Origin of the sequence: Luteimonas gilva (assembly GCF_005239095.1) — a bacterium.
Classification (GTDB): domain Bacteria; phylum Pseudomonadota; class Gammaproteobacteria; order Xanthomonadales; family Xanthomonadaceae; genus Luteimonas_C; species Luteimonas_C gilva.
The window spans coordinates 1055478-1075112 of sequence record NZ_SZUA01000001.1 but is presented as its reverse complement, the minus strand read 5'-3'; the positions used below and the strand labels follow the sequence as shown (position 1 = coordinate 1075112).

Here is a 19635-nt window from a genome sequence, read left to right as displayed (position 1 = left end):
GATGGCGTCCCGGGATCGCTTCGCTTCATCCGGGCAACGGTTGACGGGTTCGATTATTAGTAGTATTACTACTAACATGGACCTGACCGACACCCAGCAAGCCATCCTCGCGCTGATCGCCGAACGTATCGAAGCCGGCGAAGGCCCGCCCTCGCAGACGGAAATCGCTAAGGCCTTCGGCTTCAAGGGCGTGCGCGCGGCCCAGTATCACTTGGACGCATTGGAGCAGGCTGGAGTAATCAAGCGGATCCCCGGCCAGGCCCGCAGCATTCGGCTGGTTAAGCCGGAAATGGGGTCCAATGACGACCTGATCGCCGATAATGCCGTCCGTTTGCCTATCCTGGGTCAGGTCGCTGCAGGCGCGCCCATCGGCGCCGACATCGGCTCGGACGACTATGCGTTGCTGGATCGCAACTTTTTCTCGCCCTCGCCTGACTACCTGCTCCGGGTCAAGGGCGACTCGATGCGCGATGAGGGCATCTTCCATGGCGATCTGATCGGCGTGCACCGCACTCGCGACGCCCGTTCCGGCCAGATCGTGGTGGCCCGCATCGACGACGAGATCACGGTCAAGCTGCTGAAGATCGGCAAGGACAAGATCCGCCTGCTGCCGCGCAATCCCGATTACGAACCGATCGAGGTCCTGCCGGACCAGGACTTCGCCATCGAAGGCCTGTACTGCGGCCTGGTGAGGCCTAACCGGTGACGCTTCGTTGCCGCGCAACCCCTCGCGGCGCCCGCGCCGGATTTCTTCGCCTCGCGACGGCGGCGTTTTCCGACTCCGCTTTGCGTCAACCGTCGATGCTCGCTCCGAGCCTCGGAGAATATTTTTTCGATAGCGGCCGCGAGGTCTCAGCCTCTGCGACCGCGGCCGCTTAGATTGCCTTCAACCCGATTCGACACCTCCGAGGACACCACGATGGACGAGAACAAAAAGCGCGCCCTTTCCGCCGCCTTGACCCAGATCGAAAAGCAGTTCGGCAAAGGCTCGGTGATGCGCATGGGCGACCGCGTGGTCGAAGCCACCGAGGTGATCGGCACCGGCTCGCTCATGCTCGACATCGCGCTCGGCATCGGCGGCTTGCCTAAGGGGCGCGTCGTCGAAATCTACGGTCCGGAGTCTTCGGGCAAGACCACCTTGACGCTGCAGGCCATCGCCGAATGCCAGAAGACCGGCGGCACCGCGGCCTTCATCGACGCCGAGCACGCGCTGGATCCGATCTACGCCGCCAAGCTCGGCGTCAACGTCGACGAACTGCTGTTGTCGCAGCCGGACACCGGCGAGCAGGCCTTGGAAATCGCCGACATGCTGGTCCGCTCCGGCTCGGTCGACATCGTGGTCATCGACTCGGTCGCGGCGCTGACGCCCAAGGCCGAAATCGAAGGCGAGATGGGCGACCAGCTGCCCGGCCTGCAGGCCCGTCTGATGAGCCAGGCGCTGCGCAAGCTGACCGGCAACATCAAGCGCTCCAACACCCTGGTGGTGTTCATCAACCAGCTGCGCATGAAGATCGGCGTGATGATGCCGGGCCAGAGCCCGGAAACCACCACCGGCGGCAACGCGTTGAAGTTCTACGCCTCGGTGCGCCTGGATATCCGCCGCATCGGCGCGATCAAGAAGGGCGAGGAAATCATCGGCAACCAAACCAAGATCAAGGTGGTCAAGAACAAGATGGCGCCGCCCTTCAAGCAGGTCGTCACCGAGATCCTGTACGGCGAAGGCATCAGCCGCGAAGGCGAATTGATCGAGATGGGCGTGGAAGCCCGCTTGGTCGATAAGGCCGGTTCGTGGTTCAGCTACGACGACGAGCGGATCGGGCAGGGCAAGGAAAACGCCCGCCAGTTCCTGAAGGACAACCCGCAGATCGCCACCAAGCTGGAAGCCGCATTGCGCGAAAAGCTGAAGCCGACGGTGGTCGTTTCCGGCGGCGCCGAGGCTGTCGAGGAAGAAGCCGAAGATTGAAACGCGTCAGTGGACTTTGCCTCCCCCAGGGACGGGAGAGGCGGGTCCTTCTCTTGAACTCTCCCGCTTGCGGAGAGGATCGGGATGAGCGAGGAAGTATTGTTTTGCCGCAATTCCGCGAGCATACCCATGCTCGCCTTATTCGGAACCATCGCCCTTGACGGAATCCGCCGACAACTCGAGGAAGCCGCAACGCCCTCGTCGTCCGCGACCCGAGCCCACGCCGCTCCAGCGCGCATTGGGCCTGCTGACCCGCCGCGAGCATTCGCGCAAAGAACTCACCCGCAAGTTGGCGGTACGCGGCGTGGATCGCGCTGAAGCCGAGGCCGCTATTTCCCGTCTCACCGCGGAAGGCTGGCAGGACGACGTCCGTTTCGCCGAAAGCCTGGTGCGCAGCCGCGCCGGTAGCGGCTATGGTCCGATCCGGATCCGCGCCGAACTCGGCACCCATGGGCTGGACCGGGAAGCCGTCGCGGCCGCGCTGGATACGTTCGACGGCGATTGGGCCGAGCTGGCCCGCGACATGATTCGCCGCCGTTTCGGCGCGGCGGCAGCCGAGGATCGCGGCATGCAGCGCAAGGCGGCCGATTTCCTGTTCCGCCGCGGCTTCGCCGCCGACCACATCCGCACCGCCACCCGCTTCGATCCGGACGATCCGTTCTGAACTGCCGGTTTTTGGTGGGAGCGGCTTTAGCCGCGGGATCTTTCCGTCAGGTCATAGCCGCATGCGAAAAAAGCTCGCGGCTAAAGCCGCTCCCACAAACCCCGCTCGCGCTAAAGCCGCTGCCATAAGCCGCTTCCGCAATGCGGGTCGGCCGCTTTGGGAGGTTTCGACGCCTCTGTGCAGCGCAGAGGGGCTAAAGACGGCCGCCGGCCTGCTAACCTAGCCCGATTGGGTTGTCTGCTCGACCCCGCGCCCGCATCTTGAGGGCATCGCGGGGCCGGCACGGCGCCCGCCCGCCATCCGTAAGCCTTATGAAGACCACTTCCGAAATCCGCCGCGATTTCCTCGATTTCTTTCGCGAGAAAGGCCACACCGTCGTCCCGTCGGCGCCGCTGGTGCCGGGCAATGATCCGACCCTGCTGTTCACCAACTCCGGCATGGTCCAGTTCAAGGACGTATTCCTGGGCGCGGAGAAGCGCAGCTACGTGCGCGCGGCCGACGTGCAGCGCTGCCTGCGCGCGGGCGGCAAGCACAACGACCTGGATTCGGTCGGCTACACCGCGCGCCACCACACCTTCTTCGAGATGCTGGGCAACTGGTCGTTCGGCGATTACTTCAAGAAGGAAGCGATCGCCTGGGCCTGGGAGCTGCTGACCGAAGTTTGGAGGCTGCCGAAAGAGCGGCTGTTGGTCACCGTCTACCACACCGACGACGAAGCCTTCGATCTCTGGCACAAGGTCATCGGCCTGCCGGTCGACCGCATCGTCCGCATCGGCGACAACAAGGGCGCGCCCTACGCCTCGGACAATTTTTGGCAGATGGCCGACACCGGCCCCTGCGGCCCGTGCACGGAAATCTTCTACGACCACGGCGACCACATCGCCGGCGGTCCGCCGGGCTCGCCGGACGAGGACGGCGACCGCTTCATCGAAATCTGGAACCTAGTGTTCATGCAGTTCGACCGCCAGGCCGACGGTTCGCTGCAGCCGCTGCCCGCGCCTTGCGTCGATACCGGCATGGGCCTGGAGCGGCTTACCGCCGTGCTGCAGCACGTGCACAGCAACTACGAAATCGACCTGTTCCAAACCTTGATCAAGAAGGCCGCCGAACTCTCCGGCACCGCCGATCTGGAAAACAAGTCGCTGCGCGTGATCGCCGACCACATCCGCGCCTGTTCGTTCCTGATCGTCGACGGCGTACTGCCGTCCAACGAAGGCCGCGGCTACGTGCTGCGCCGGATCATCCGCCGCGCGCTGCGCCACGGCTGGATGCTCGGTGTGCGCGAACCGTTCTTCCATAAGCTGGTCCGGACGCTCGATGCGACGATGGGCGAGGCGTATCCGGAACTCACCGCCAAGCGCGAGCTGGTCGAGAGGGCCTTGAAGGCCGAGGAAGAACGCTTCGCCGAAACCCTGGATTCGGGCATGCGCATCTTCGAGGACGTCGCCGCGCGCAACGCCGCCGGCAAGGCGATCCCCGGCGCCGACGCCTTCCGCCTGTACGACACCTACGGCTTCCCGGTCGACCTCACTGCCGACATGGCCCGCGAACGCGGCCTCACCGTCGACATGGCCGGCTTCGACGCGGCGATGGCGCAGCAGCGCGAAACCGCGCGCGCGGCCGGCAAGTTCGGCGGCGGCACCCAACTGCCGGCCGAGCTGGTCGCGCAGTTGCAGCCCACCCAGTTCCTCGGCTACGACGGCTTGACCGCCGGCGGCCTGGAAGTGGTCGCGCTGTTGAAGAACGGCCGTGCGGTCGATGCGATCGAAGCGGGCGACGAAGCCATCGTCATCCTCGACCGCACCCCGTTCTACGCCGAAAGCGGCGGCCAGGTCGGCGACACCGGCGAACTGGACGAGAAAGGCGTGCGTTTCGTCGTCGCCGACACGCTGAAGCTGGCGGGCCAGTTCCACGGCCACGTCGGCCGGCTCGAAGCCGGCACTTTGCGTCGCGGCGACCATTTGCTCGGCTCGGTCGACGCCGCGCGTCGCGCTGCGACGGTGTTGAACCATTCGGCCACGCATCTGCTGCACGCCGCACTGCGCGGTGTGCTGGGCACCCACGTGACTCAGAAAGGCTCGCTGGTGGCGCCGGATAGGCTGCGCTTCGACTTCTCGCACTTCCAGCCGGTGACCGCGCAGGAACTGGCCGAGATCGAACGCCGCGTCAACGCCGAAGTCCGCGCCAACCACGAAGGCGAGGTGCGCCACATGGCCATGCAGGAGGCGCTGGATTTCGGCGCGATGGCGCTGTTCGGCGAAAAATACGGCGAACGCGTGCGCGTGCTGCGCTTCGGCCCCACCTCGACCGAACTGTGCGGCGGCACCCACGTTGGCCGCACCGGCGACATCGGTCTGTTCAAGATCGTGTCCGAGGGCGGCGTCTCCGCGGGCGTACGGCGTATCGAAGCGGTGACGGGGCAGGGCGCGCTGGACTACGTCGACGACGAAGAACGCCGTTTGGACGAAGCCGCGCGGCTTTTGGGCGGCAGCGCCCAAGACGTGGTCGACAAGATCCGCCAGATCACCGAGCGCCAAAAGAAATTGGAGCGCGAGCTGGAGGCGCTGAAGGCGAAAGCCGCTTCCGGCGCGACTTCGGACTTGGCCGGATCGGCCGTGGATGTCGACGGCGTAAGCGTCCTGGCCACGCGCCTGGAGGGTTTCGACGCCAAGGCCTTGCGCGACACGGTCGATCGCCTCAAACAGCAGCTGGGCGACGCGGTGATCGTGCTGGCCGGCGCTAGCGACGGCAAGGCGGCGCTGGTGGCCGGCGTCAGCGGCAGCGCGGCCGGCAAGGTCAAGGCGGGGGAACTCCTATCGCACGTCGCCGGTCAGATCGGCGGCAAAGGCGGCGGCCGCCCGGACCTCGCCCAAGGCGGCGGAGACGACGTTCCCGCCCTGCTGCCCGCCCTGGCGGGGGTGCGCGAATGGGTCGCCCAGCGCCTGCGCTGAATCGCCCATGACTTTAGCCCTTGTTGCACGTGAAGGCCGGTTTGTATGATGCTTCACGTTTTTAAACGGTTGTAAGCGTTTTCGACCAGTTCAAATAATTAAGCGAAAACGTCCGCCTGCGGACTTGGCTGCAGGCTTACGGAGATTTCCTCTTATGTTGATTTTGACCCGCCGTGTTGGCGAAACCCTGATGATCGGCGATTCGGTGACCGTCACCGTCCTCGGCGTCAAGGGCAATCAGGTGCGCATCGGGATCACTGCGCCCAAGGACGTCGCGGTCCACCGCGAAGAGATCTACCAGCGTATCCAGCGCGGCGAAGAAGCCGGCAAACCCGACCAGGGCAACGAACCGCAATCCCTGCAAGGTTTACCGCAGGCGGGCTGACCGGTATCCTTGCGCCCTTCGCGAACCGGGCGCAATCCGGTTCGCGCGATACCCGGAGACTTGCCCGAGAGGCCGAAGGGGCTCCCCTGCTAAGGGAGTATGGGGTCAAAAGCTCCATCGAGGGTTCGAATCCCTCAGTCTCCGCCAGTTTTACCGCGCCCGGCGCTTGGCGGAAGCACAAGCTTGCGGATTGCGAGCATTCCCGCCTTGCCCCTCAGCCTCCGCCGGTTCTCCCGATCTCTTGATTTTCATGGATCGCAGGGGAAGCGAATAGCCGGATGGCGTTGGACGCCCCATGCGCCTGTCGCATCGTCTCGTCCACCATGCCGCGGCCATCATCCCACCTCAGCCCGATACTCCTCGCGGCTCCGCGAGCAGCTGCGGCGCCTGGCCATCAAGCGCTCCGTCACTTGCGACCCGCATGGCCGTGTCGGCTGCGCTCGCGTTGTCTGCTCCCCGAGGACACCGGCCCAAACCGCAAGATCGGTCGAGCGCATTGCCGCCCTCGGCACCAAGATGGCGTGGCCACAAAGGAACGACCGATGAAGCCGGCGCTTGAAAATTATCATGCCCGGATGCTGAGGGTGCTGGACCATATCGATCGGCATCTAGGCGACGATTTGGATCTGGAAACGGTGAGCCGGATCGCCGCCTTCTCGAAGTTTCATTTCCACCGGCAGTTTACGGCGACCTTCGGGTTGTCCGTCCACCGTTATGTGCAGCTTGCTCGTATGAAGCGCGCTTCGCACCGGCTGGCCTCGAACGACGCCCAAAGCGTCACGGACATAGCGATGGATGCCGGTTACGACGCACCGGATGCCTTCGCCCGCGCCTTTCGGCAAAGGTTCGGGCAATCGCCTTCGTTGTTCCGAAAGTCTCCCGACTGGGGAGCGTGGCTTGCGGCCTTTGGGCCTCTCGACAACGCGAGGAATAAGCTCATGCGAATAACTTTTAGCAACGACGACGTAACGATCCGCGATGTGTCTCCCACGCCTGTGGCGATCATCGAGCATCGCGGCGACCGGAAAACCATCGGCGATACTCGCCAGCGGCTGATGGATTGGCGTAACGCTGCCGGCCTGCCGCCCGAAATAAGCCCCACCTTCATGGTCTTTCGATCCGAGCGAAACCCCGCCAATCCGGCGGAATATCGCATGGACCTGTGCGTGGCGACCGACCGGCCGATCGAAGCCAACGACATGCAGGTGAAAGCGGGGGTGATTCCGGGCGGGCGCCGCGCGGTGTTGCGCTACCCAGGCAATACCACCAATCTCGAACCCGCCGCGCTCTACCTCTATCGCGACTGGCTTCCGGCGAGCGGTGAAGAAGCCGGCGAGTTTCCGATCTACTGCCAACGCCGGCTCTCCCTCATTCCGGAATCGCCGGCGCATGAAGTCGTCTTGGAACTGTTTCTCCCGCTGAAATAAGGCGCGATACGCGTCGGCCTGGTCGCGATGGGCGCGCGTGCGCCCATCGCCTTCGACATCGATCAGCAGCCATGCTTGGGCGTGCATCTATCTTCCGACCATACCGCGAAGGAATTTCAGTCCCGCGCCAAAGCGACGACAGGATCGAGCCGGGCGGCGCTGCGCGCCGGGAGGAATCCGAACAGAATGCCGATCGCCGTCGAACAGGCGAAGGCGAGAAAGAACGAAGGCAGACTGAAGATCATCTGAAATTCTGTCGAGAGAAGAGCGACGACAAGGCCCAGCGCAAGCGCGAGGGCCAAGCCGATGATCCCCCCGGTCAGGCAGACCAGCACGGCCTCGATCATGAATTGCTGGAGGATATCGCTCTGACGGGCGCCGGCCGCCATGCGAATGCCGATCTCACGGGTGCGCTCGTTGACCGACACCATCATGATGTTCATGACGCCGATGCCGCCCACCACCAGTGCGATCACCGCGATCGCCGACCCCAAAAGCGTCAGCGTCGCGTTGGCTTGGGTCATCGCGCGACGGAACTGGTCGGGATTGTGGATGTAAAAGTCCTTGATTCGATGGCGCTGAACGAGAAGCCGCTCCACTGCCTGTTCCGCAGCGGCGCTCGGAACGTCGGCGGCGACGCGCACGATGATGTTTTCCAGGTGGCTCTTGCCGACCAAACGCGTGGCGGCGGTCCGATAAGGCAGATAAATACCCGGGGTGGGGCCGCTGAAACCCCCGGTTTCCGGCTGCAGGACACCGACCACCCGCACCGGCACCGCGCCCAGCAGGATGGTTTCACCGATCGGGCTTCTTTCGTCGGGGAATAGGGCCTTTCTCGCCTTCTCGTCCAATACGGCCGCCTGCCTCATCTCTCTATCGGCGGATTCGTCGAACAGCGCCCCCTGTGCGACACGCAGGCCACGTGCGCGGAAGTACCCAGGTCCCACGCCTCTTGCCTGCGCGTCGGCGGTTCGGTTGCGATAGCGTGCCGTTAGGTCGGTCGAGAGATTGGCCGAGACGCTGTCGACATAGGCTTGACCGGCCAGCGCGCGGGCGTCGGCTTCGACCAGCGTTTGTATCTGCGCGGCGCGCGAGTCCCCGAACCACGAGCCGGGAAAAACATCCATGGTGATGGTGCCCAGCTCGCCGATTTGCGCCATCACCCGCGCCTGGGCGCCCTTGCCGAGCGCCACGACGGACACGACCGACGAAATGCCGATAATGATGCCGAGCATGGTCAGGAAGGTTCTGAGCCGATGCGCCGCCATCGCCAGGAGCGCCATGCGTAGGGCCTCGCCGAAACGCGCGACCGACGCACGCAGGCGCGAATGGGCGACTTGCGGCGAAGCAGGCTGATGCGATGAAGCGCGCCGGCTCCGGCTGCTGTTCCGGCGATCGGCGACGATTGCGCCGTCGCTGATCTCGACGATTCGCTGCGCATGGGCGGCAACGCTCATATCGTGGGTCACGATAATGACCGTGTGGCCTTCCGCGTTGAGCTCCCGAAGGATGCGCATCACCTCCTCGCCGCTCGCTGCGTCGAGCGCGCCGGTCGGCTCGTCCGCGAGAATGACCCCACCGCCGTTCATCAACGCCCGCGCGATGGCCACGCGCTGCTGCTGGCCGCCCGAGAGCTGGCTGGGACGATGGTGCAGACGGTCGGCGAGGCCCAGGCGTTCGAGCAAAGCGCGGGCGCGTTTATGGCGTGCCGTCGGCGCATGGCCCGAATAGATGGCGGGCAGGCTCGTGTTTTCGATCGCGGTGAGATCGGCAAGCAGGTGGTAGCGCTGAAAGACGAACCCGAAATGTTCGCGACGCAACGCCGCGAGGTCGTTCGCTTCCAGCGCGCCGACATCGCGTCCGGCGAATAGGTATCGCCCCTCGGTCGGCCGGTCGAGGCAGCCGAGGATGTTCATGAGCGTCGACTTGCCCGAGCCGGAAGCCCCGACGATCGCTACGAGTTCGCCGGCATCGATCCGAAGATCGATGTTGCGGAGGGCCGCTATCGTTCCCTCTCCGGCCGGAAATTCACGGCGCAGGTCCGTCAGTTGCAGCAGCGGCGAGTCCATGGTCAGCCGCCTACGTTCGCGCCGCTGTCGCCGTCGGTATCCGGCGCCGCTTGGGCGATCACCACTTTTTCGCCGAGCCTCAGTCCCGAAAGCACGACGATGTTGCTGTCGTCGGATGCGCCGGTCCTGATTCGGCGTTCGACAGGCCGGCCATGCGCATCGAGCACGCGCACCTTGCCGCGGTCCGGGCCATCGCCTCGCTGAAGCGCGGCTACCGGAATGATCAATGCATCGTGCACTTGGGCGAGCAGGACCGATACCTGAGCGGTCATCGAAGGCCGGAGGCGGCCGTCGGCATTGGGAACGTCGAACAGGGCGTTGTAGTAGACCGCCTTCGGCGTGCTCGCGCTCGCTGCCGATGCGGTGGAGTCGGTGTCCGCAACGATCGATTCCGGAGCGGGCTCTATCCAATCGAGTCGCGCTTGACGGCGCTGATCCGGCGCGCCGAGGGTCGTGAACCAAACCGTCTGGCCAGGCTTGATCTTCTCGACATCGGCTTCGGAAATTTCGGCGCGGATGGTCATGACGTCCAATCGCGCGAGCATGACGATGGTAGGCGTGTCCTGCAGCGCGTTGACGGTTTGGCCCTGTTTGGTCACGACCGCGACGACCACGCCGTCCATCGGCGCGACGATCCGCGTATAACCGAGATTGATGCGAGCCGTGTCGACCTGTGCCTGCGCTTGGACGATTTGCGCGTCGAACGAGCGCAACTCGCTTTTGAGCGATGTCAAGGAGGCGCGTGCCGCTTCGTAGTCGACGCGCGCCGTCACGCCTTTGGCCAGCATGAGCCGTTGGCGCTCGAAGGCGAGTGCGGCTTGTTCCTGGACCGCCGCCCGCGCTGCGCGCTGCGCGCGCAGGGTCTCGACAGCGGCCTGCGCATCGCGCAACGCCAGTTCTTGGGGCCTGGGATCGATTTCGGCGATCTGCTGTCCGGCGCGCACCTGCTGGCCTAGCGATACGTCGATGCGTCTGACCTGGCCCGAAACCTGCGCGCCCACGCTGACCAGTTCCTTGGGGCGGATCTTCCCGGTCGCTACCACCGTCTGCTCGATATCGCCGATCCTGACTTCCGTGGTGGCCACCGTCGGGGCGGGCGGGGGCTGCAGAAGGAAGTAGCCGCCGATCGCGAGCGCCAATCCGGCGACGGCGGTCGCGAGTATGGCCGCCTTCCGCCGCCTCGACGGCTCCCTGCGTCCTGGCGCCGCGTTTTGCCGGTGCGTATCGGAGATCATGCCGCCATTAAGACCGCCCCGATGTTGCCGGGCCGTATGCTTTTTTCGATACGGAAACGATATGTTGGTCTCGTACAATGACGGTGTATGCGCGTATTGATCGTCGAGGACGAGCCTTATCTTGCGGAGGCCATTCGCGACGGCCTGCGGCTGGAAGCGATCAGTGCGGACATCGCCGGCGACGGGCATGCCGCCTTGGAACTGCTGAGCATCAATACCTACGATGTCGCCGTCCTCGACCGCGATATTCCCGGCCCTTCGGGCGACGAGATCGCCAAGACCATCGTCGCCTCGAACCGCGGGATGCCGATCCTGATGCTGACCGCCGCCGACCGGCTCGACGACAAGGCATCGGGATTCGAACTGGGCGCCGACGACTATCTCACCAAGCCCTTTGCGCTTCGAGAACTCGTGCTCCGGCTCAGAGCGCTCGACCGGCGACGCGCACGCGCGAGGCCGCCGGTGCGTGAGATCGCGGGTCTTCGCTTAGATCCGTTTCGCCGGCAGGTTTATCGTGACGGCCGTTATGTGGCGCTGACCCGGAAGCAGTTCGCTGTGCTGGAAGTGCTCGTCGCCGCCGAAGGCGGCGTCGTCAGCGCCGAAGAGCTTTTGGAGCGCGCATGGGACGAAAACGCGGACCCGTTCACCAATGCCGTGCGCATCACGCTCTCGGCCCTGCGCAAACGCCTGGGCCATCCCTGGCTCATCGCCACGGTGCCCGGTGTCGGCTACCGCATCGACACGAAAGGCGAGAGCGCGGATGAATAGAGCGCCCGGTTTAAGCGTTCGCCTCAAACTCGCCCTCAGCTATGCCGGCTTTTTGATGCTCGCAGGCGCCTTGCTGCTCACCGCGGTGTGGGTGTTCCTGCTGCGAGATCGCCCGATAAGCAGTCTCGTGCCCAGACTCGACAACGTCCTGCGCGTATTCGATCCGACCAACTTCGGGCCGAGCGTCTTCGGCACAGCGGCAGCCGTGGTGCTCGGGTTTCTATTGGCATTCGGACTGGTGGGAGGGTGGTTCCTCGCTGGCCGGATGCTCGCCCCTTTGACCCGCATCACGGACGCCACCCGGATGGCCGCCAATGGCTTGCTCTCCCACCAGATCCGCATGGAAGGGCGCAACGACGAGTTCCGCGAACTCGCCGATGCCTTCGACGGCATGTTGACGCGGCTGGCCGCGCACGTCGCCGAACAGAAGAGGTTCGCAGCCAACGCTTCCCACGAGCTTCGCACGCCGCTGGCGATCACGCAGGCGCTTCTCGATGTCGCGGACAGCGATCCGGACCACGAACGTGTCCAGCTGATCGAACGCTTGCGCATCGTCAATGCCCGAGCCATCGCCCTTACCGAAGCATTGCTCCTGCTTAGCCGCTCGGATCAGCGTTCTTTCGCCAGAGAGCGGGTCGACCTCTCTCTTCTGGCGGAAGAGGCCGCCGAAACGCTCCTGCCTCTCGCGGAAAAGCATGGCATCGGCCTCGAGGTCTCCTGCGAGGCGGCCCTGGCCATCGGCTCGCCTACGCTGCTGTTGCAGTTGGCCACGAACCTCGTTCACAACGCGATCGTTCACAACTTGCCTGAGCGAGGGTCGGTCTGGATCACCACTCAATCGGGCCCGACGAGCGTGGCGCTCAGCGTGGAAAATACCGGCGAGAAGCTCGGTCCGGAGCTCGTCTCCACGCTCGTCGAGCCGTTTCAGCGGGGCACCGAACGGACACGCGACGGCCACGCAGGCGTCGGCCTTGGCCTAGCCATCGCCGAAAGCATCGCTCGCGCGCATGAAGGTACGCTCACCCTCGTACCCCGTTCCGCCGGTGGGCTTCGCGTCACCGTAGAACTGCCCCGAGCTATTGGACCCCAAGGAGTCCCGCGCCCAATGCCTAGCCCGGGGTTTGGCAGCAAATGACCCTCCACGGTCTGCCCGCCCGGCCGGAATCCTCTGGGCGGCACTTTCGCAAAGGGTAATCGGTCTAGGGGTGCAAGGGCTTCCGCGGAGGGCGTGGCAAACGGTATGATTGCGCTTGGATATCCCTTGGACGACTGTGCCAAGCGGTCCAGCAGCATCAAAGGCTTACGAGGCCGAGGGCTAGGTTAGACGACGTAACTCCCTCTGTTTCCGTCAGTTCGAAGTCGCGGAAATTCCGCCTTCCGAACGAGCGGCCGGCCGGCCGATCCGGCAAAAAAGATGCAAATCGAATTGACCGATGCTGGTCATATTCGGCACAATTCCGCTTCTGCGCCCGTAGCTCAGCTGGATAGAGCACCAGGCTACGAACTTGGGGGTCGGGAGTTCGAATCTCTCCGGGCGCGCCATCCAAAGAAAAAAGCCAGCGAGCGATCGCTGGCTTTTTTCTTTCCCGCTTTTGTAGAGGCGGCTGAGGCCGCTCCTACAAAGCGAAAGGCGCACTTGTAGAGTCGAGCCTGCTCGACTGCTTTTCGCAACGAGACCTAACGCTTCGTTTCGTGGACGAAGAGCAGTCGAGCAGGCTCGGCTCCACGAAAGCCGACCGCTAGCGGTTGCGGGTCAGCGGCAGCACATCCCGCACTAGCGCCAGCATGAAGCGCCCCGGTTCCTCTTCGAAGACCATGTGGCCCGAATAGTCGAACCACACCATTTTCTTCGAAGGCGCCTGGATCCTTTCGAACCAGCGTCCGGCCAGTTCGGCGGAAGTATTCAGATCGTGGCGGCCGTGGAAGAGCACGAGCGGGCAATCGAATCGCGTCGCGGCTTGGAAATTCAGCGCTACGATTTCCGGCCAGAGGGTTTCCAGGCTGAAACCCAAGCCCTTGGCCCATGCGGTCTTGTCCTCGGGCGAATACTCGGGGCTGAGGCCGACGATGTCGCCATAGTGGTCGTCCGTGCGTCGCCACAGGTAGCCGCCGGCCTGGGTCAGCCATTTGCGCTGCAGGTCGAGGATCTCGAGTTGCCGCGCCACCGACATCTTCGTGGGATCGGGCGGGTAAGGCGCGATGCTTTCCAGCTCGCGCACGGCCTGCGCATTGCCTTGCGACCGTGCCCAACGCAGCACCGCTTCGTAACCGAGCCGTTCGTTCTCCTGCACATCGACCGCTTGGCCGACGCCCACGTAGGCGTAGAACCAATCCGGATGCTTCTGCGCGAGCCGGGTGCCGAGCACCGTGCCCCAGGAATGGCCCAGCAGCACGATCTTGTCCTTGCGATAGCGCTTGCGCAGATAGGCGGCGAGTTCCTCGGCATCGGCCGCCATCCGCTCCACGCTCATCGTCGGCCCGATTTTTTCGGGATCGTTCGCCGCATAAGTCTTGCCGGCGCCGCGCTGGTCCCATTGCACGACCGTGAAGAATTCCTCCAGCGGCCGCAGGTATTGGTGGGCGACGGGCATCATCGGCAAGCCGGGGCCGCCGTGCAGCACCAGCAAGAGGGGATTGTCGCGATGGCGCCCGCGTACGTTGATCGTCTGCGGAATGCCGCCCAGTTCGACCTGTTCGGTCGTCTCGATGCCGTCCTCGCCGAGGATTTTCTGGGCCTCGCCGACGATCCGCGCCGCTTCGCGCAAGCCGTCGTCGTTCGCGGCCGCCGCTGCGCCGCCCCATGTCAGCGCCGCGGCGAGTGCCGCCGCGCGGATCCATTCGACCATCGTTCATCTCCTCGGGTTCGTCTCCGACAGGAGATACGTCCTACGTCGATGCGGTTGCGCGGATCTGCGGCGTCCTTCGTTTATTCCGGAACCCAGACGAATCCGCCGCCGCGGCGCTCGATCTTGCCCACGCCCGGGAACGGGAAATGCACGGCATAGATGCGCTGCCCGCTGTCGGCGCTGCGAGCGAGCAACTCCTCGCGGCTGGCTTGCGCAGCGGGGGCGTCGGAATCGAATGCGATGGTCCAGTCCGGTTTCTGCACCGACACGATGGCGTGGTGCATCGCATCGCCGATGTAGAGCAGCGAATCCTGGTTCGAAACGATCAGGTAGCCGGAATGCCCCGGCGTGTGGCCCTTGATCTGGACGGCCTTGATGACGCCGGGAATGATGTCCGCGCCGGGTGCGAACGCGGCGACCTTGGGCTTCATCGCGGCCACCAAGGCGGGATGCGCGGCGATCGCCACATGCGACGCCGTTTCCGCGTCCATCCCGGCGAGGAAGGCCCACTCCGGCGAAGAGATGTGGATCGTGGCGTTGGGGAAAGCCAGCGCGCCGTCGGCGCCGACCAGGCCGCCGACGTGATCGCCGTGGGCGTGCGAAATGAAAACGTCGGTGACGCTGGCGGGATCGACGCCCGCGGCCGCCAGAGAGGCGGGCAGCTTGCCGCCGCTCGCGCCCATGTTCGTGCCGGCGCCGGTATCGAACAGCAGCACTTTGTCCGCGGTTTTCACCAGCAGCGGTTGCAGGCTCAAGTCCAATTTATCCGTCGGCAGGCCGGCGCCGGTCAGAAGCGCGGCGACTTCCTCGGGCTTATGGCCGACGCCGAAGGTTTTGCCGTCGTTGGCGAATTCCAACGCGCCGTCGCGCAGGGCGATGGCCGAATAAGCGCCGAGGGCGAAAGTCTTCGCATCGCTGTTATCGGAAACGGGGGCCGATGCGGCGGGCGCCGTCGCCGGAGGCGTTTCGGGCGCGGGCGCTTCCGCTTGGCGCGAACAGGCGGTCAACGCCGATGCGATGGTGAGGGCAGCGAGCAAGACGAGGGTTTTCATCGATCTCTCCGGTAGGTATCGCCAGTCATCGCGATGAGTAGGCGGCGAATATCGTTGTAACTGCGAAACAACGTTGAACTACCGCCTTATGCGACCGCATTACCCGGCGAATTTCGCCGCCAGGACATCCGGCTTCTTCATCCAGGCGAAATGATCGGCCCGCGCGGCCAGCGCGGACGCGTCGACGATCTCGACCTCGGCTTGCGACTCCGGCAGCTTGGACAGCAGGAAGCGCAGCGAAGCGGCCGGGCCCAGCCAATCGTCCGCCATGACCAAGGCGTGCACCGGAAGCCGGATCTGCGACATGCCCGCTTCCATGTCGGCGGCGATGCCTTCCGCGCGATAGATCCCGCTCAAGCCGCTGCGCGCCCAATCGCGGATGACGCCGCGCGCCTCGTTGCCGCCGAAACCGATCAGGCGTCCCGGCAGCGCGCCGCGCCATCGCGCCAGCCAAGGCAGGAAGCGATAGGCCAGCGGCAACCAAAGCCGGTTCGGAGCAGGGAACGTGCGCCAATACGGCGAGCCGCTGGCCACCAGCCACAGGCCTTGCGCGATGCCCGGCGCCAATCCCAAGCGGCAGCAAGCCAGCTGCCCGCCCAAGCTGTGGCCGCCGATGAGGCGGGGATTGCCGGCCGCCGCCTGCGCGACGGCGGCTTCGCTGGCCGGCAAATCCTGCAGCAGCAATTCGCGATAGCCCCAATCGTGCGCGCGATCCGCGCGCACATCGCTCGAACCGTTGCCGCGCCATTCGTGCAGGAACACCGCGACGCCCCGTTGCGCCAAGGATTCGGCGAAGGGAATGTAGTGTTTCGCCGCCACGCCGAGCGCCGGCAGCCACAGCAGCGATGCGCGCGATCGTTCGGGAATGCGCGCAAGCAGCGTCCAGCGATGGCCGTCGTCGGCGACGACGGGGTATTCGTGGGCTCGAGTCGTCATTGCGTCCGTGCGGCGCCGAAATGATCGAGCACGACTATATCGCTTCGGCCGGGCCGATAGCCCTGCCGCAAGGCGCGATGCACGTAATCGGTCGCGGCTGCGCAGGCGTCGGCGACGGACAGGCCCAAGCAGAGATTCGCGGCGATCGCCGAAGCGAGCGTGCAGCCGGTGCCGTGGGCTTCGATGCGCAGGCGCGGGTGGGCGATCTCGCGCAGCCCACCGGCGTCGGCGTAGATGTCGACGACGTCGCCTTCGTCGATCAGATGCCCGCCCTTCAGCAACACGGCGCGGGCGCCGAGATCGAGCAATTCGGAAGCCGCCGTGCGCATCCCGTCGCGGTCGGCGATCGGATGCCCGAGCAGCAGTTCGGCTTCGGGCAGGTTCGGCGTGGCGACCGAAGCCGACGGCAGCAGCCGCTCGCGCAATGCCTGCAGCGCTTCAGGTTCGAGCAGGCGTGCGCCGGAGGTGGCCACCATCACCGGATCGAGCACCACGAACGGCGGTTCATGCGCGCGCAGCGCATCGGCCACGGCGCCGATCACGCTGGCATTGGCCAGCATGCCCAGTTTGACCGCACCGATCTCGAAATCCTCGAAGCAGGCGTCTATCTGAGCGAGCAGGAAATCGATCGGCGGCACGTGCACCGCGGTCACGCCGCGGGTGTGCTGCGCGGTCAGCGCGGCGATCGCGCTCAAGCCGTGCACGCCGTGCGCGGCGAAGGTCTTGAGATCGGCTTGGATGCCGGCGCCGCCGCCGGAATCGGAGCCGGCGACGGTGAGGGCAGAAGGCGGGAGGCGGTCGGTCATGCGCTCATTTTGCGGCAGCTGATTCCTGTTGGATCAGCCGCCCGAATTCGCGCACGGCGGGCGTCGGTTCGTCCTCGCCATAGATCAGGAGCGTGTCGAGGTCCGGCAAGGGCGGAAGGCCGTAGTTCCCGTCGAGGATCTTCATTCCGGGTTGCATGTTCTGCGGCGAAAGCGCCGCGATGGCCAGGCCGGTCAGCGCCGCGGCGCGCAGGTCGGCCAAGCTGGGCGAGGTGAACACGGAATGCCAGTGCAGCGTGGTGGCGTTCAAGGCTTCCAGGGTCAGCAGGCGGCAGATGCAGGGCGGTGCGGAAAAGGCGATCGGCAGCGAGGCCTCGCGCGGCAATTCGAAGTTCTCGGTCGCGACCCAGTGCAGCGGCGCGCGCTGCAGCAGGATGCCCTCCATCGCGCCGGCCACCACCGGTACGACCGCGAGATCGAGTTCTCCCGTCTGCACCATGCGATGCAGATCCAGGTTCACCGCCACGCTCGCTTCCAGCCGTACATCGGGGAAGGCGCGACGGAACTGGCAGAGCACCTGCGGCAGGCGCTCGCCCATGTAGCTTTCCGGCACGCCGAAGCGCACGGAGCCGGAGATCGGCGAGGTGCGGAAGCGCTGGGCGAGGGCGTCGAAGGAATGCAGGATCTGTTCGGCGTGGCGCAGGAATTCCTCGCCGTCCTCGGTCAGGGCCAGGCGCCGCGTCGTGCGGTGGAGCAGGGGGCGGCCGACCTGTTCCTCCAGACGGCGGATCTGGTGGCTGACCGCCGATTGGGTAAGGTGCAACCGCGCCGCCGCCTTGGTGAATCCCTTGGATTCCTGTACCGCGACGAAGGTGCGCAGCAGGGTGGGATCGAAGTTCATGGCGGCATATTAATTAATATTATCGATTAATAAAATGAAATTTATTCGTTTGAATCATGTTGCGGGGCTACCGAGAATGGGCCGCAACCTCCCGTTGGCCCTGATCGATGCCCGCCGCGCCTTCCAGCCGCTCAAACACCATCGCCCTGATCGCCATCTGCCTGGCCGGTTTGATGTTCGGCCTGGAGATCTCCAGCGTGCCGATCATCCTGCCGGACCTGGAGAAGGTCCTCGGCGCCGATTTCAAGGCGCTGCAGTGGATCATGAATGCCTACACCATCGCCTGCACCACGGTGCTGATGGCCACCGGGACGCTGGCCGATCGCTTCGGCCGCAGGCGTGTGTTCGTCGTCAGCACCGTCGCGTTCGGCCTCACCTCGCTGCTGTGCGGGCTGGCGCCCGACACGCATTGGCTGATCGTCGGCCGTTTCCTGCAGGGCATGGCGGGCGGCGCGATCTTGATCTGCTCGATCGCCGTGCTGTCGCACCAATTTCCGGAGGGAAAGGCCCGCGGCCATGCGTTCGCGATCTGGGGCGTCGTTTCCGGCATCGGCCTGGGCTTCGGTCCGGCGATCGGTGGCGCCATGCTCGCCGTGCTCGACTGGCGCTGGATTTTCCTGGCGCACGTGCCGTTGGCGGCGCTCGGCATCGTGCTGACCTATGGCGCCGTGCAGGAGTCGCGGGATCCGCATGCAGGGAAGCTGGACTTGCTCGGCATCCTGACGCTGACCGCGGCGGTGCTCGGCCTCACTTACGCCATCACGCAGGGCGCGGATCTCGGTTTCTCCAATTGGATCATCCTCGGCGTCGCCGCCGCGACGCTGGTGAGTCTCGTCGCCTTCGTGCTGGTGGAGAAATTCCACCCGCATCCGATGTTCGATTTCTCGGTGTTCAAGATCCGCGATTTCTCCGGCGCGATCCTCGGCTGCGTGGGCATGAATTTGAGCTACTGGCCTTTCATGATCTATCTGCCGCTGTATTTCTCCGCGGCGCTCGGCTACGACAACACTGCGACGGGTTTGTTGTTGCTCGCTTACACACTGCCGTATCTGGTGATGCCGCCGATCGCGCAATACCTGCTCATGCGTTATCAGGCGAGCATTGTGATTCCCGCCGGATTGTTAGCGATCGGCCTGGGCTTCCTGCTGATGAAGCTCGGAAGCGGTTTCGGGCAGGGCAGCGGATTGGCCGTGCTGCCGGGCGCGCTCGTGGCGGGCATCGGCCTGGGTCTGACCACCACGCCGGCGACCAACATGACCACGGGCTCGGTGCCGGCGAATCGCGCCGGCATGGCGTCCGGCATGGACATCAGCGCCAGGCTGATCACGCTGGCGATCAACATCGCCGTAATGGGCGCGATCCTGGTGGCGGGAATCCATGCCTCCCTGCGCGGAGCCTTCGGCGCCGCGTTCGACGCGACGCAGTTGCGCGCCATCGCCGAACGGCTCGCGGGCGGAAACCTCGTGGCCGTGCGGCAGGAATTTCCGCAACTGGCGGCGCTGGATGCTTCCGGCGACGTCGTCCGCGCCGCGCTCACCGACGGGTTCGGCAATGTGATGCTCTACGGCGGCATCGGCGTCTGGGCTATCGCCGCGCTCAGCGCCGCGATTTTTTCGCGCGGGCGGGCCGTTGTCGAAGCACCGGCTTGCGCTTCGGAAGGCGGCGGATGAAAAC

At 65.1% G+C, this 19635-nt stretch carries 16 protein-coding genes and 2 tRNA genes; 11 read left to right on the top strand and 7 right to left on the bottom strand.

The genetic code is table 11. The annotated features are described in order from the left end of the window. Positions 1 to 76: 76 nt before the first annotated feature. From lexA to FCE95_RS04965, 7 genes are all read left to right on the top strand, one after another. Positions 77 to 706, top strand: coding sequence for a transcriptional repressor LexA (lexA, locus tag FCE95_RS04995; RefSeq protein ID WP_137265853.1), 630 nt, complete (start codon positions 77 to 79; stop codon positions 704 to 706). A gap of 213 nt (positions 707 to 919) precedes the next feature. Beyond that, positions 920 to 1963: a recombinase RecA gene (gene recA, locus FCE95_RS04990; RefSeq protein ID WP_137265852.1), complete on the top strand. Its 1044-nt coding sequence runs from the start codon at positions 920 to 922 to the stop codon at positions 1961 to 1963. Positions 1964 to 2120: 157 nt separating this feature from the next. Beyond that, the gene (gene recX / locus FCE95_RS04985; protein WP_137265851.1) at positions 2121 to 2627 is read left to right on the top strand and encodes a recombination regulator RecX; all 507 of its coding nucleotides are present in this window, start codon (positions 2121 to 2123) and stop codon (positions 2625 to 2627) included. 311 nt (positions 2628 to 2938) lie between these two features. Then, positions 2939 to 5578, top strand: coding sequence for an alanine--tRNA ligase (gene alaS, locus FCE95_RS04980; protein ID WP_137265850.1), 2640 nt, complete (start codon positions 2939 to 2941; stop codon positions 5576 to 5578). A gap of 154 nt (positions 5579 to 5732) precedes the next feature. Continuing rightward, positions 5733 to 5963: a carbon storage regulator CsrA gene (csrA, locus tag FCE95_RS04975; protein ID WP_137265849.1), complete on the top strand. Its 231-nt coding sequence runs from the start codon at positions 5733 to 5735 to the stop codon at positions 5961 to 5963. Between the two features lie 54 nt (positions 5964 to 6017). Then, positions 6018 to 6110, top strand: a tRNA-Ser gene (locus FCE95_RS04970). Between the two features lie 395 nt (positions 6111 to 6505). Beyond that, on the top strand, positions 6506 to 7390 hold the full coding sequence (locus FCE95_RS04965) for an AraC family transcriptional regulator (protein WP_137265848.1): 885 nt from the start codon (positions 6506 to 6508) through the stop codon (positions 7388 to 7390). A 116-nt stretch (positions 7391 to 7506) separates the two neighbouring features. On the opposite strand, the gene FCE95_RS04960 is transcribed toward FCE95_RS04965, so the two are convergent. Both FCE95_RS04960 and FCE95_RS04955 read right to left on the bottom strand, forming a co-directional pair. Next, a complete protein-coding gene (locus tag FCE95_RS04960; protein WP_137265847.1) occupies positions 7507 to 9459 on the bottom strand; it encodes a MacB family efflux pump subunit in 1953 nt (650 codons plus the stop codon). 2 nt (positions 9460 to 9461) lie between these two features. Continuing rightward, positions 9462 to 10694 (bottom strand): efflux RND transporter periplasmic adaptor subunit, encoded by a 1233-nt coding sequence (locus FCE95_RS04955; protein WP_137266454.1) that lies wholly within the window; start codon positions 10692 to 10694, stop codon positions 9462 to 9464. 87 nt (positions 10695 to 10781) lie between these two features. On the opposite strand from FCE95_RS04955, the gene FCE95_RS04950 reads away from it, so the two are divergent. The 3 genes from FCE95_RS04950 to FCE95_RS04940 all read left to right on the top strand — a co-directional run bounded on the left by FCE95_RS04950 (position 10782) and on the right by FCE95_RS04940 (position 13004). After that, on the top strand, positions 10782 to 11462 hold the full coding sequence (locus FCE95_RS04950) for a response regulator transcription factor (RefSeq protein WP_137265846.1): 681 nt from the start codon (positions 10782 to 10784) through the stop codon (positions 11460 to 11462). Next, positions 11455 to 12597 carry a sensor histidine kinase gene (locus tag FCE95_RS04945; RefSeq protein WP_137265845.1) on the top strand — a complete coding sequence of 381 codons (1143 nt, stop codon included), beginning with the start codon at positions 11455 to 11457 and terminating at the stop codon, positions 12595 to 12597. The genes FCE95_RS04950 and FCE95_RS04945 overlap by 8 nt, the downstream gene beginning before the upstream one ends. 330 nt (positions 12598 to 12927) lie before the next feature. After that, a tRNA-Arg gene (locus FCE95_RS04940) sits at positions 12928 to 13004 on the top strand. A gap of 197 nt (positions 13005 to 13201) precedes the next feature. Here the strand turns inward: FCE95_RS04940 and FCE95_RS04935 are convergent. The 5 genes from FCE95_RS04935 to FCE95_RS04915 all read right to left on the bottom strand — a co-directional run bounded on the left by FCE95_RS04935 (position 13202) and on the right by FCE95_RS04915 (position 17961). Beyond that, on the bottom strand, positions 13202 to 14308 hold the full coding sequence (locus FCE95_RS04935; protein ID WP_137265844.1) for an alpha/beta fold hydrolase: 1107 nt from the start codon (positions 14306 to 14308) through the stop codon (positions 13202 to 13204). An 80-nt stretch (positions 14309 to 14388) separates the two neighbouring features. Continuing rightward, on the bottom strand, positions 14389 to 15360 hold the full coding sequence (locus FCE95_RS04930; RefSeq protein ID WP_137265843.1) for an MBL fold metallo-hydrolase: 972 nt from the start codon (positions 15358 to 15360) through the stop codon (positions 14389 to 14391). 99 nt (positions 15361 to 15459) lie between these two features. After that, entirely contained in the window at positions 15460 to 16296 is an 837-nt protein-coding gene (locus FCE95_RS04925; protein WP_137265842.1) for an alpha/beta hydrolase family protein, read from the bottom strand. After that, positions 16293 to 17102: a bifunctional hydroxymethylpyrimidine kinase/phosphomethylpyrimidine kinase gene (gene thiD / locus FCE95_RS04920; RefSeq protein WP_137265841.1), complete on the bottom strand. Its 810-nt coding sequence runs from the start codon at positions 17100 to 17102 to the stop codon at positions 16293 to 16295. Before thiD ends, FCE95_RS04925 begins: the two co-directional genes overlap by 4 nt. Before the next feature lie 4 nt (positions 17103 to 17106). Further along, positions 17107 to 17961 carry a LysR family transcriptional regulator gene (locus FCE95_RS04915; RefSeq protein WP_137265840.1) on the bottom strand — a complete coding sequence of 285 codons (855 nt, stop codon included), beginning with the start codon at positions 17959 to 17961 and terminating at the stop codon, positions 17107 to 17109. Positions 17962 to 18068: 107 nt separating this feature from the next. Here FCE95_RS04915 and FCE95_RS04910 point away from each other — a divergent pair, with 107 nt between their 5' ends. Beyond that, complete coding sequence (locus tag FCE95_RS04910; protein WP_137265839.1) at positions 18069 to 19631, top strand: MFS transporter; 1563 nt, start codon at positions 18069 to 18071, stop codon at positions 19629 to 19631. Positions 19632 to 19635: the final 4 nt, after the last annotated feature.

Excerpts from the sequence above, each read along its gene's own strand:
- lexA (WP_137265853.1), top strand. The coding sequence starts at position 77 with ATGGACCTGACCGACACCCAGCAAGCCATCCTCGCGCTGATCGCCGAA.
- recA (WP_137265852.1), top strand. The coding sequence starts at position 920 with ATGGACGAGAACAAAAAGCGCGCCCTTTCCGCCGCCTTGACCCAGATC.
- alaS (WP_137265850.1), top strand. The coding sequence starts at position 2,939 with ATGAAGACCACTTCCGAAATCCGCCGCGATTTCCTCGATTTCTTTCGC.
- csrA (WP_137265849.1), top strand. The coding sequence starts at position 5,733 with ATGTTGATTTTGACCCGCCGTGTTGGCGAAACCCTGATGATCGGCGAT.
- FCE95_RS04965 (WP_137265848.1), top strand. The coding sequence starts at position 6,506 with ATGAAGCCGGCGCTTGAAAATTATCATGCCCGGATGCTGAGGGTGCTG.
- FCE95_RS04960 (WP_137265847.1), bottom strand. The coding sequence starts at position 9,459 with ATGGACTCGCCGCTGCTGCAACTGACGGACCTGCGCCGTGAATTTCCG.
- FCE95_RS04955 (WP_137266454.1), bottom strand. The coding sequence starts at position 10,694 with ATGATCTCCGATACGCACCGGCAAAACGCGGCGCCAGGACGCAGGGAG.
- FCE95_RS04950 (WP_137265846.1), top strand. The coding sequence starts at position 10,782 with ATGCGCGTATTGATCGTCGAGGACGAGCCTTATCTTGCGGAGGCCATT.
- FCE95_RS04945 (WP_137265845.1), top strand. The coding sequence starts at position 11,455 with ATGAATAGAGCGCCCGGTTTAAGCGTTCGCCTCAAACTCGCCCTCAGC.
- FCE95_RS04935 (WP_137265844.1), bottom strand. The coding sequence starts at position 14,308 with ATGGTCGAATGGATCCGCGCGGCGGCACTCGCCGCGGCGCTGACATGG.
- FCE95_RS04930 (WP_137265843.1), bottom strand. The coding sequence starts at position 15,360 with ATGAAAACCCTCGTCTTGCTCGCTGCCCTCACCATCGCATCGGCGTTG.
- FCE95_RS04925 (WP_137265842.1), bottom strand. The coding sequence starts at position 16,296 with ATGACGACTCGAGCCCACGAATACCCCGTCGTCGCCGACGACGGCCAT.
- thiD (WP_137265841.1), bottom strand. The coding sequence starts at position 17,102 with ATGACCGACCGCCTCCCGCCTTCTGCCCTCACCGTCGCCGGCTCCGAT.
- FCE95_RS04915 (WP_137265840.1), bottom strand. The coding sequence starts at position 17,961 with ATGAACTTCGATCCCACCCTGCTGCGCACCTTCGTCGCGGTACAGGAA.
- FCE95_RS04910 (WP_137265839.1), top strand. The coding sequence starts at position 18,069 with ATGCCCGCCGCGCCTTCCAGCCGCTCAAACACCATCGCCCTGATCGCC.